Origin of the sequence: Burkholderia sp. ABCPW 111 (assembly GCF_000773065.1) — a bacterium.
In the GTDB taxonomy this organism is placed as follows: Bacteria; Pseudomonadota; Gammaproteobacteria; order Burkholderiales; family Burkholderiaceae; genus Burkholderia; species Burkholderia savannae.
Map to the genome: position 1 here is coordinate 25,912 of NZ_JPWT01000097.1, position 11,067 is coordinate 36,978.

Annotated in this window: 10 protein-coding genes; 5 read left to right on the plus strand and 5 right to left on the minus strand. The window is 69.2% G+C overall.

What is annotated here, in order from left to right; translation table 11 throughout:
• Positions 1-170: 170 nt before the first annotated feature.
• The 5 genes from X946_RS22360 to X946_RS22380 form a co-directional block, all read right to left on the minus strand.
• The gene (locus X946_RS22360; RefSeq protein ID WP_038752206.1) at positions 171-1,097 is read right to left on the minus strand and encodes a heme/hemin ABC transporter substrate-binding protein; all 927 of its coding nucleotides are present in this window, start codon (positions 1,095-1,097) and stop codon (positions 171-173) included.
• Complete coding sequence (locus X946_RS22365) at positions 1,094-2,236, minus strand: hemin-degrading factor (protein ID WP_038752209.1); 1,143 nt, start codon at positions 2,234-2,236, stop codon at positions 1,094-1,096. The genes X946_RS22360 and X946_RS22365 overlap by 4 nt, the downstream gene beginning before the upstream one ends.
• A 56-nt stretch (positions 2,237-2,292) precedes the next feature.
• A complete protein-coding gene (locus X946_RS22370) occupies positions 2,293-4,557 on the minus strand; it encodes a TonB-dependent hemoglobin/transferrin/lactoferrin family receptor (RefSeq protein ID WP_038752212.1) in 2,265 nt (754 codons plus the stop codon).
• A gap of 565 nt (positions 4,558-5,122) precedes the next feature.
• Positions 5,123-5,350, minus strand: a complete 228-nt coding sequence (locus X946_RS22375) for a hypothetical protein (RefSeq protein ID WP_038752215.1) — start codon at positions 5,348-5,350, stop codon at positions 5,123-5,125.
• Between the two features lie 156 nt (positions 5,351-5,506).
• On the minus strand, positions 5,507-6,403 hold the full coding sequence (locus tag X946_RS22380) for a LysR substrate-binding domain-containing protein (RefSeq protein ID WP_038752218.1): 897 nt from the start codon (positions 6,401-6,403) through the stop codon (positions 5,507-5,509).
• Between the two features lie 166 nt (positions 6,404-6,569).
• Between X946_RS22380 and X946_RS22385 the strand changes: the two genes are divergently transcribed.
• The 5 genes from X946_RS22385 to X946_RS22405 are packed head-to-tail and all read left to right on the plus strand — an operon-like array spanning position 6,570 to position 10,950.
• Positions 6,570-7,418 carry an ABC transporter permease gene (locus X946_RS22385; protein ID WP_038752221.1) on the plus strand — a complete coding sequence of 283 codons (849 nt, stop codon included), beginning with the start codon at positions 6,570-6,572 and terminating at the stop codon, positions 7,416-7,418.
• A gap of 4 nt (positions 7,419-7,422) precedes the next feature.
• Complete coding sequence (locus X946_RS22390; RefSeq protein ID WP_038752224.1) at positions 7,423-8,466, plus strand: ABC transporter ATP-binding protein; 1,044 nt, start codon at positions 7,423-7,425, stop codon at positions 8,464-8,466.
• 25 nt (positions 8,467-8,491) lie between these two features.
• A complete protein-coding gene (locus tag X946_RS22395; RefSeq protein ID WP_038752227.1) occupies positions 8,492-9,586 on the plus strand; it encodes an extracellular solute-binding protein in 1,095 nt (364 codons plus the stop codon).
• Positions 9,587-9,596: 10 nt separating this feature from the next.
• A complete protein-coding gene (locus X946_RS22400; protein ID WP_038752230.1) occupies positions 9,597-10,424 on the plus strand; it encodes an ABC transporter permease in 828 nt (275 codons plus the stop codon).
• Positions 10,405-10,950, plus strand: a complete 546-nt coding sequence (locus X946_RS22405) for an LOG family protein (protein WP_038752232.1) — start codon at positions 10,405-10,407, stop codon at positions 10,948-10,950. Before X946_RS22400 ends, X946_RS22405 begins: the two co-directional genes overlap by 20 nt.
• The last annotated feature ends 117 nt before the right edge of the window (positions 10,951-11,067 follow it).

Here is an 11,067-nt window from a genome sequence, read left to right on the forward strand (position 1 = left end):
CCGTGATGCGGCGGACGCTTCGTGGCGCGCGAAGCGTGGCGTTTCGATCGCGCCGCCCCGGGGGCGCGCAAGTGCGGCGAAGACTTCAGGAAACCGAACGATTGCGTGCGATCGACGCGCGACGCGATGCGCCGCGGCGATCCGGCGCGGATGTCGTCGATCTCGCATGTTCAGGCGAGCGCGCTGTTCAGCCGGCGTTGCAGCGCGGCGACCGCCTGCGGCAGACGCGGCCCGAAGCCGAGCAGGAACAGCGCGTCGAGCGACACGACGCGCCGCGCGCGCCCGGCCGGCGTCGCCGCGAAGCCGGGCGCGGCGAGCAGCGCGTCGCGCCCGCCCGCCGCGTGCAGCCCCTCGTCCGAGATCAGCACGACGTCGGGCTCGGCCGCGACCAGCGCCTCGGCGGTCAGAGGCTTGTAGCGATCGAATCCCTGCATCGCGTTGTGCGCGCCCGCGTAGCGGATCATCGCGTCGGCGGCCGTCTGCTGGCCGGCGACGAGCGCCTGGTTGCCGGTGTGGTTGAGCACGAACAGCACGCGCGCGGGCGTATGCCGCGGCGTGCGAGGCGGCGCGGCGTCGACCGCCGCGCGCGCCGCGAGCCAGTCGCGATCGAAGCGCGCGAGCAGCATGTCGCCCGCGCCCTGCAGCGACAGCGCCTGCGCGATGCCGCGGATCTTGCGGCGCACCGATTCGACATCGTGCGCCTCGTCGAACGCCGTGACGGCCACGCCCGCGCGCGCGACCTGCGAGAGCGCGGCGGGCGGCCCCGCTTCCGCCGACGCGAGCACGAGATCCGGCCGAAGCGACAACAATCCTTCCGCGGACAACGCGCGCTGATAACCGATCTTCGGCAAGCGCCGCGCGGCTTCCGGATACGTGCACGTGGTGTCGGTGCCGACGAGTTCGTAGCGCGCGGTCCGCGCGCCGCCCAGCGCGTAGATCGTCTCGGCGAGCGCGCCGCCGATCGCGACGACGCGCTTGGGCGGCGCGCTCGCCGGCGTGCGCGCGAAAGCGCCCGCATGCGCGGCCGCGAACACGAGCGCGCCCGTGCCCGCGAGCCATGCGCGCCGGCGTGCATCGATGCGCGAAGACCGGCTCATCGCGCGACCTCGGCGTCGGTCGAGTCGGGCGCGCCGGCCACGTCCGTCGCGTGGGCCGCATCCGCGGCGTCGATCGTCGGCAGCGCGCGCACGAGATCGCGCCAGCCCGCGAGCTCCGGCTGTCCCGGCTTGCGCGCGCCGAACAGCATCGCGATGTTGTCGCCCGCCGCATCGAACAGCTCGACCGACGTGACGACGCCGTCGCTCGTCGGCTTTCTCACGGCCCAAGCGGACGCGACGAGATCCTCGCGCAGATGCAGGTTGAAATCCTCGTCGAGCACGTTGATCCACGAGCCCATCCGGCGGATGTTCGTCACGGTCCCGGTGTGGATCTGAATCATGCCGCGATTGCCGACGAACACCATGATCGGCAGCCGCGTCTGCGAGGCGCGCTCGAGCACGCGCCGCATCGCATCGGTCGCGACGCGATGCGCGCGCTTGTCGCCGGCTAGCCGCAACGCCTGCGTGCGCGCGACGCCGAAGCGGCGCACGATGCCATGGAACTGGTGCGTGTCGGTCATCGCGTCCCACGCGGCGCGCAGGCCCGCCGCGTCGATTTCGCCGTCTGGCCGCTCGACGAACGCGAGCGGCGCGGGCGCGGCCTCGAACGCGGGCGATTGCACCGGCATCCGCCAGCGCGACACGAACGCGTCGAACGCATCGTGATCGCTGTGCTTGCGCAAATAGACCTTGTGCACCGCGTCGCCTTGCGCATCGAAGAACTGCAGGCTCTTCATCACGCCGTGCGCGGTCGGCTCGTACACGGCGAAGCCCGCCGCCCAGTTGCGGTAGAAGATGCGCAAATCGATCGCGCCGAGCGCGAGCCCGACCGGGCCGTCGTGGCTCATCTGCTCGAACGCGCCGTCCTTCTCGTGCACGGCGGCCGCGTTGCGCGTGAGCGCCATCACGGCGCCCAAGCGCGGCATCTCCTCGAACAGCTCGACGAAGCTCGGCTCGAGCCGCACGACGCGCTCGCCCGCGAACGCCGCGAGCGCTTCGCCTTCGCTGATGCCGAGCAGGTGCGCGACATCGCGGTTGCGCAGCTTGCGGGTTTCTTTCAGATGCAGGAACGCATCGCGCAACTCGGCCGGCGCGAGCGCGCGGGGCGACGAAGAGGCGGGAGCGGCGGTGTTCATCATGACGGAGATCCTCGATTGCCGGACGGGCCGGATTGGGAAAAGGCGTGCGGGCCGCATCAGAAATCCACCTTCATGCTGACCGCGACGCTGCGGCCCGGAGCCGTGTATGCGTCGAGCACGTTCGAATCGGCGGCGATGCCGCGCACGTCCGACCAGTTCCAGTACTTGCGGTCGAACAGGTTGTGAATGCCGAGGTACGCGCTCACGTGCTTGTTGAAGCGATAGCCGCCGCGCACATCGACGACGAACGACGAAGGCGGCGTGAAGCACGTTTTCTTCTGGCACGCGGCCGACGACACGTCGCGGCCGCGCTTGGCCGCCTGGAACAGCAGGTCGGCCTGCGCGAACCAGCGCTCGCTCGGCTCGTAGCGCACGCCGAGCACGGCGGAGAACGGGTTGACCGTGTCGAGCGGCTCGCTCGCCGCGCCGTTGTCCTGCGTCGTGCCCTTCGTGAACGCCATCGCGGTCTTCAGCGTGAAGCCGTTCGGCATCACCCACTCGGCGCGCCCTTCGAAGCCGTGGATGCGCGCGTTCGCGAAGTTCACGTACTGGAACACGAGCGGATCGTTCGGCCGGCCGCTGCCGCCGATCGTGCGTTGCGAGATGAAGTCGCGATAGCGGCCGGCGAACGCGGCGACGCTGTAGCGCAGCGGCCCGTAACCCGTGCCGAGCGTGCCGCGCAGGCCGGCTTCGACGGTGTCGCTCGTCTCGGGCTTCAAGTTCGGATTCCCGATCGACGTATAGCCGTAGAGCGGATTCGAGAAGCTGTTGTTGACCTGATCGGGCATCGGCGTGCGGAAGCCGTGCGCATACTGCGCGTACGGAATCAGCGCGGGCGTCACTTCGTACAGCACCGCCACGCGCGGCGAGAGCTCGTGATCGCTCGAGCTGACCGTCTTGCCGGTGAAGAGCGGATCGCCCGACGTCGGGCTCAGCCGATATGCGTCCAAGCGCAGCCCCGGCGTGACGAGCAGCTTGCCGAAGCCGATCTGGTCCTGCACGAACGCGCCGAACAGCGTGTAGTCGGTATCCGGAAACGCCTTGTTCGGAAACGATTCGCCTGGGCTCGCGACCGTGCCGTCGCGCAGGCTCTTGATCCGGTCGATGCTGCCGTCGACGCCGTACAGCAGCTTGTGCGCGAGCGGTCCGGTCGAGAAGCCGCTTTCGGCGAACGCGGAGCCGCCGAACGCGCGCTCGCTGTAATGGTTCGAGCGTGAGCGCGACTGCAGCCGGCCGCCGCGCGTCTCGAACGAATCCTGATCCTGCGTCGATTCCTGATAGTAGAACTGAACGTGTGCGGTCTGGAACCAGCGTGCGGCGTCGTCGCGGAAGTCGTAATCGACGCTGAAGCGGTTGCGCTCGAGCTTGTCGTTCGCGGTGAGGCCGAGCGTCGTCGGCGGGTTGATCGCCGACAGCACGTTTGTATCGACTCGGCGCCGCATCGTCTCGGCGGTGAACTTGAACGTGTCGCGCGACGTCGGCGTGATCGTCAGCTTGCCTAACAGCGATTCCGTGTAGACATCCTGAGGATTCGCGGTCGTGCGCTTCGTGCTCGCGGAATTGTCGCCGCCGTGCGTATCCACTTCGTGGCCGCGGCGGCCGGATGCGATCAGCATCCCCTGCACGCGATCGTTGCCCGCGGCCGCGGACACGGTTGCGCCGACGCTGCGGTCGACCGAGTCGTAGCTCGGCCGCAACGAGAAGTAGGTCTTCTTGCGATAGATCGACAGCAGGTCGGACGGGTCCTTCGTGATGAAGTTGACGGCGCCTGTCAGGCCGTCGCTGCCGTACAGCGACGACGCCGGGCCGCGCAGGATCTCGATGCGTCGGAGCGTATCGAGATCGGCGTAATCGCCGCGGCCCGCTTCGAGCGGGCCGAACGAAAACGCGCTCGGCAGCCGGATGCCGTCTTCCATCAGCAGCACGCGATTGCCTTCGAGGCCTCGGATGTTGATGCTCGAATCGCCGTCGCGGCCGCCGCCGAGCGCCGCCGTTGCCGGGCGGTACGCGGTGCGGCGCACGGTGACGCCCGGCTCGTAGCGCAGCGCGTCCTTGATGTTATCGGCTTGCTGTTCTTCGAGGTCCGAATCGGTGATCACCGACACGCTCGCCGCGGTGCGGCTCGCAGCCGACGCGGTGCGCGTCGCGGTGACGGTGATCGGGTCGAGCGCGCGCGCGCCGGCGATCGCCGCATGCGGCGCGGACGCGGCGGACGGCGGCGCGGCGACGGCGGGTTCGGAGGCGGCGCCGGCGGCGCGCGCGGCTGCCGCGTAGATGCCGAAGGCGCCGAACAGCGCGGCGCGAAGCGGCCGCCGCGCCAACAGAGGTTGATGCACGGTTTGGTCTCCCAGTGACGTATGAGCCCGGAGGCTGGCTGGGTGACGCGTGCACCTGGCTGGCGCCCGCGCGCCGCGAACGGCGCGGGCAGGTTGAAAGGAAAGGTTCGTCGAAACGAACGCAGAGTGTAATTGAGAATCATTCGCAATTCAATTCGAGAAACGGCCTCGCTCATCATGCGGGAAGCCGGTCGATGTGGCGGGCGACGTCATGCCGTCATGTCTGCGAGCGCTTATTGTCCGCAACTAACGGTCTGCGCCGGTCAACGCCTTCGAGGATGAGCGCACGCGGGGCTGCATCCAGCGCGAGCGCTGAACGGCGCCCGCCTTCGGCGTGCATGCGCGCCGCTCGACGCGGCGAGCCGATGCGGTTTCGATGTAGTTTCGATGTGGCGTCGATGTGGCTTCGATGTGGTTTCGCAGCAGCGGCCGTGCAGGCGGCACAATCAGACGGCATCGGCGGCCGTCGCCTAACGGCCTTCCGCGTTTTCTACCGCGGCGGCTCGCGGCGATTCTCCGCGATTCGTGGCGGGGGCTGCGCGCGCGCCGATTACGCCATCGATTCGAGCCGGATCAGCAGCTTGCGCACGTGCGCGAGAAACGCCTCATGCGCTTCTCGATCGCGCGGCGAGTCGAGATGCGACGATTCCGCGAGCTGGATCTGCCGGTCGAACTCGTCGGCGAGCGCTCGGCGCGTGTCGACCGGAAGCGCGCGGATCAGCGAGACGAGCAGCAATTCCTGAGCGTGAAGCATGCCGGACAGCGCCTGGACGTTCATGCCGACCTCCGTCGAAGAAAGCGAGGCGGCGCCGCGGGATCGCGGGCCGCTCACCTTTTCATACTAGGTCCGCCGCGCGCAAAAGCCGAGCGGCGCGCGCATTCGTCGCGACAAGGCGCCCGCGATGTGCGCGCGCACGAAACAATCCGGAGCGCATCACGTGCGTGCGCACTCGCCGAGCATCCATGCGCGCAAGCGCCGCAACGACTCGCTCGTTTCCAGCCGCTCGGGCGCATAGCACAGATAGTGGCCTTGCTCGTCGACGTCGACGGGCGCGTCGAGCGGCTGCGCGAGCGTGCCGGCCGCGAGCTGATCGCGGATCAGGAACGCCGGGACGAGCGCGATCCCGAGCCCTGCCTGCGCCGCCTGGATCAGTACGGAGTACTGCTCGAAGCGCGGCCCGGCGAGTGCGTTCATCTGCGTGACGCGATGCCGGTCCGCCCATGCGATCCACGCGCATTCGGCCTGCTCGTGCACGAGCCGCGGCGCGTTCGCGACGTCGGCGGGCGCGCGCAGCGCGTAGCGCTCGGCGAATTCGGACGCGCACACGGGCACGAACGTGCGGCCGTCGAGATAGTCGCATCGAACGCCTTCCCAGCGGCCGTCGCCGTAGCGGATCGCCGCGTCGAGCCCGAGCGGGAACGGGTCGCCCGGTGCGAGATGGCGTCGAAAGCTGAGCGTGACGTCGGGTGCGGTCTCGAGAAAGTGCGGCAGACGCGGCACGAGCCATTTCGTCGTGAACGTCGGCACGCTCGCGATCGTCAGCAGGTCGCTGTCTTCGCGCGCGCTCAGCAATTCGAGCGATGCATTGCCGATCTCGCGCAACGGCCCGGCGACGCGCGCCTGGTAGACCTGGCCCGCGCGCGTGAGCGCGAGGTTGCGGCCCTCGCGGACGAACAGCTTCACGCCGAGCAGCGCCTCGAGGCTCGCGATCTGCCGGCTGACCGCGCTCGGCGTCAAGCCGAGCTCGCGCGCCGCGTACGAAAAGTTCAGATGTTTCGCAGAACTGGCGAACGCATGCAGCTCGGCGACGTTCGGGTACAGGTGCTTCATCGCGAAGTGTTCCGTCGGTGCAAAGAGCGATGCGGAGTTTGTACGTTTTTTTCATGACGATGCCATGTCGCGCACACACACTGGCGGCCGTCGTCGCGATGCGCGCAACGCCTGCTCCAGCGGGCGTTGCACGCGCCGCATCCCTTCGTCGCCTGCGAGACCAGTCATGCGCTCAACCACCGCCGCGGCCATTGCCGACGGTATTCCGTTTCGTCGCGGCAGAAGCCGTCCGTCGCTCGGCGCGGTCGTCGTCAACGGCACCGTCGCGCTGTTCGCGCTGTATCTGCTGATGCCGATCGTGCTGCTGCTGATCGGATCGGTCGGGCAGAGCTGGACGAACACGCTGCTGCCCGTCGGCTTCACGTGGCGCTGGTTCGCCGAGCTGGCCGCCGATGCGAGCTTCAGGCGCGCGTTCGGCGTGAGCTTTGCCGTCGCGCTCGCGTGCTGCGGGCTCGACGCGATCGTCGGCGTGCCGCTCGCGTATGCGCTGCATCACCGCGCGCTTCGCGGGCGCGGCATCGCGGCGCGCATCGTGATGCTGATGCCGATCGGCGTGCCCGCGCTCACGCTCGGCTTCGGCTACATCGTGATCTTCGGCGGCGATGCGCTGCCGTGGCTCGGCACGCTGCCGCTGATGATCGCCGCGCACGCGGTGCTGACGCTGCCGTACCTGCTGCAGACGCTGCTGAGCGACCTGCGCCATCTCGATCTCGCGAAGCTCGAAGCCTCGGCGGCGACGCTCGGCGCGCCGCCGTTGCGGCAGTTCTTCACGATCGTGCTGCCGAACCTGCGGCAGAGCCTGTTTTCCGGGCTCGTGATGGTCGCGGCGCTGTCGATCGGCGAGTTTCAGGTGTCGAACCTGATCGCGGGCTTTCGCTATCGCAATTTCCCCGTCGTGCTGCTGCAGGCGTTCTACGGCGCGTCCGGCATCGCATGCGCGGCGACCGTCGTGCTGCTGCTGCTTGCCGTGCTGGCGACGCTCGCATCGATCCATTCCGTGCAACGACTGAAGTGAAGCCATGAGCCTCGAATTCGACAACGTCAGTTTCAGATACCCCGGTGCGGCGCACGGCGTCGACGCCGTCACGTTGCACGCGCAGCCCGGCGAGCTGCTCGCCGTGATCGGGCGCAGCGGCTCCGGAAAATCGACGCTCCTGCGCCTGAGCGCGGGGCTGCTGAGCGGTTACGACGGCCGCGTCGCGATCGGTGGGATCGACATGGCGGGCGTGCCGGTGTGGCGGCGCGAGGTCGGCATGGTGTTTCAGCAGTACGCATTGTTTCCGCATCTGTCCGTCGTCGACAACGTTGCGTATGGCCTGCGCATGCGCGGCGTCGCGGCCGCCGCGCGCCGGCGGCGCGCGCTCGAGATGCTCGAGCGAGTGGGGCTGGCGGCGCATGCGGCGCGCAGCACGACGCAGTTGTCGGGCGGTCAGCAGCAACGCGTCGCGCTTGCCCGCGCGCTCGTGATCGAGCCGGCCGTGCTGCTGCTCGACGAGCCGCTCGCCGCGCTCGACGCGGGCATCCGGCATCAGCTGCGCGACGAGATTCGCGCGCTGCAGCGCGCGTGCCGGGCGACGACGCTGTTCGTCACGCACGATCAGGACGAGGCGCTCAGCATGGCGGATCGCGTCGCGATCGTCGACGGCGGGCGCGTGCTGCAGGTCGGCACGCCGCGCAATTTGTACGAGCGACCTGTATCGACGCAGGTCGCGCGTTTCATCGGCCACTCGACGATCCTGCGCGCCCGCGTGCTGGCGAGCGACACGATCGACGTGCGCTTCGCGACGCTGCGCGCGGATACGGGCTCGCATCGGCCGGGAGACGAGGTGGACGTGCTCGTGCGTCCCGAACACGTGGAGCCCGATCCGGCCGAGCACAGCGTGAACCGCATCGGCGGCGCGCTCGGCGAGGTTCGTTACTTCGGCGCGACGCATCGCTACGACTTCGTGCCGCACGGCGCAATGGAGCCGCTGCTGTGCGAGGGCCGCGTGCTCGCCATGCGCGGCATCGCGATTGATCCTCGCCATCTGCTCGTGCTGCCGGCGCAGGCCGGCGCGCAATGATTGTTTCGTTCAACGGAGATTCACGATGTTTTCAGGTCGACAAATCCTGACGGCGCTGCGTCGCGCCGCATGCGCGCTTGCGCTCGGCGCCTGCGCGACGCTCGTCGCGAACGGCGCGCAGGCCGCGCCGCTCTACGCGGGCGAAGACGCGCTTTATGCGAAGGCCGCCGACGAGGGGCTCGTCGTGTCGTTCGACACGGGCCCCGAGTGGGCGAACTGGAAGGCGCTGTTCGCGGAGTTCCGCAAGCGCTACCCGAAAATCGAGCTCACGTACAACGACATCGGCTCGGCCGCGACGGTCGTCGCGCTCGACAAGTCGCGCCGCCGTCCGCAGGCGGACACCGCGTACTACTTCGCGGCGTCGGCGCTCGACGCGGCGGGCAAGGACGTCGTCGCGCCGTTCAAGCCGATCAACTTTGACAAGCTGCCGCCCGTGTTTCGCGAGGCGGACGGCCGCTGGTTCACCGTGCATTCGCTGAACGTCGCGTTCCTCGTGAACAGGAAGCTCGTGAAGGACGTGCCGCAGCGCTGGTCGGATCTGCTGAAGCCGGAGTACAAGAATGCGGTTGTCTATCTCGATCCGCGCTCGACGGGGCAAGGGCAAGTCGTCGTGTTCGCGGCGGCATCCGCGTTCGGCGGCGGCGTCGACCATCCGAAGCCCGGCGCCGATTTCTTCGGAAAGCTGAAGAATGCGGGCAACGTGTTGCGCATCGAGGGCACGACGCCCTATGCGAAGTTCGTGAAGGGCGAGATCCCGATTCTGATCGGCTACGAGAACGACGGCCTGAAAGCGAAGTACGCGGACGGCATGGGCGACGCGGTCGACGTCGTGATTCCGCAGGACGGCAGCGTGTCCGCGCCGTACGCGATGAGCCTCGTGAAGAACGGCCCGAATCCCGCGGCCGCGCAGCTCTGGCTCAACTTCGTGATGAGCGATGCCGGCCAGGCGCTCTTCGCGCGCGGCTACGTGCGGCCCGCGGTGCCGGGCGTCGCGCTCGCGCCGGGCGTCGCGGCGAAGATGCCGAACGCGCCGCAGGTGCACCCGCTCGACGTCGTGAAGGCCGCCGCGCGCAAGGCTGAAGTCGACAGGCTGTGGTCGCAGGCGACGCTCGGCCAATAAGGAGCGCGACGTGCAACGATCGTCTCTCGAAGGCGGCCTGCTGCGCCGCTTCGGCGCGGCCCCGGCAGGCGGGCTGCTCGCGCTCTTCTTTGTGCTGCCGCTCGCCGCGCTCGTGAGCGCGGCGTTCGCGGAAGGCGGCCGCGCGTTCGGCGCCGTGCTGCGCGATCCGCTCGTCGCGGACGCGATCGGCCGCTCGGTCGCGCTCGCGATCGGCACGGGCACGCTGTCGACGTGCGTCGGCATGCCGCTCGCGATGTCGCTTGCCGATCAGACGCCCGCGCGGCGCCGCTGGTCGCTCGCGCTGCTCGGCGTGCCGCTCGCGTTCTCCGGGCTCGTGATCGCGTACGGCTTCATCCTGACCTTCGGCCGCGCGGGCTTCGTCACGACGCTGCTCGCCGGCCTCGGCGCGGACGCCGCGAAAGTCGGCGGCGTGATCTACACGACGTTCGGCCTCGTCGTCGCATACGCGTACTACCTGATTCCACGCGTCGCGCTGATGCTGTTTCCGGCATTCGCGAATCTCGACCGCAGGCCGCTCGAAGCGGCGATGTCGCTCGGCGCGAAGCCGTGGCGCGCGTGGCTCGACGTCGCATGGCGCGAACTGTGGCCGTCGATCGCGGCCGCGTGGTGCCTCGTGACGGCGATCGCGCTCGGCACGTACGGCACCGCGCTCGCGCTCGCCGGCACGCAGATCAACATCCTGCCGCTCCTGATGTACCTGAAGCTGTCCGACGGGCAGACCGATTTCTCGCAGGCCGCCGTGCTGTCGATCGTGCTGACGGCGCTGTGCACGTGCGTGCTCGCGATGGGGGAATACGTTGCGCGACGACATCATTGAACGCACGCCGGGGGCGAACGTTGCGCTCGCGCGCGTCGCGCGGCGCCAGCAGGGGCCGCGCCGCCATCTGATGCCGGTCGGCCTGATCGGCCCGCGTGACGCGACCGATGCGCAGCTGCACATCGCGGAGACGATCGCGCATGCGCTCGCCGCAGCGGGCATCGCGATCGTCGGCGGAGGCAAGGGCGGCGTGATGGAGGCGGCGGCGCGGGGCGCGCGCGGGGCGAATGGCCTCGTGATCGGACTGTTGCCCGAGGACGATGCGGCCGGCGCGAATCCGCATCTGAGCGTCGCGCTGCCGACGGGGCTCGGCATCACGCGCAACGCGCTGATCGCGCGCGCGTCGCTGTGCCTGATCGCGGTCGGCGGCGGGCTCGGCACGTTGTCCGAGATCGCGCTCGGCCTGCAGTGGGGCAAGCCGGTTTTCACGATTTGCGATGCGCCGCAAGTGACGGGCGTCGAGAACTTCGGCGCGCCGGAGCCGCTGCTCGCGCGCGTCGCGCAATGGCTCGTCGATTCGGTCTAGGGCCTGTTCCCGTGATCGAAAAAATCCGTCGAGGGGCTGGCCGCCAGAAGGGCCGATCGCTGCGTCATGCTCCTCGCGAATACGTCGAGTATTCGCTTCGTCGCAATCCTTGCGCTC

Bases quoted from the DNA above. Each gene is read 5' to 3' on its own strand.
- X946_RS22360 (WP_038752206.1), bottom strand. From the start codon at position 1,097: ATGAGCCGGTCTTCGCGCATCGATGCACGCCGGCGCGCATGGCTCGCG.
- X946_RS22365 (WP_038752209.1), bottom strand. From the start codon at position 2,236: ATGATGAACACCGCCGCTCCCGCCTCTTCGTCGCCCCGCGCGCTCGCG.
- X946_RS22375 (WP_038752215.1), bottom strand. From the start codon at position 5,350: ATGAACGTCCAGGCGCTGTCCGGCATGCTTCACGCTCAGGAATTGCTG.
- X946_RS22380 (WP_038752218.1), bottom strand. From the start codon at position 6,403: ATGAAGCACCTGTACCCGAACGTCGCCGAGCTGCATGCGTTCGCCAGT.
- X946_RS22385 (WP_038752221.1), top strand. From the start codon at position 6,570: ATGCGCTCAACCACCGCCGCGGCCATTGCCGACGGTATTCCGTTTCGT.
- X946_RS22390 (WP_038752224.1), top strand. From the start codon at position 7,423: ATGAGCCTCGAATTCGACAACGTCAGTTTCAGATACCCCGGTGCGGCG.
- X946_RS22395 (WP_038752227.1), top strand. From the start codon at position 8,492: ATGTTTTCAGGTCGACAAATCCTGACGGCGCTGCGTCGCGCCGCATGC.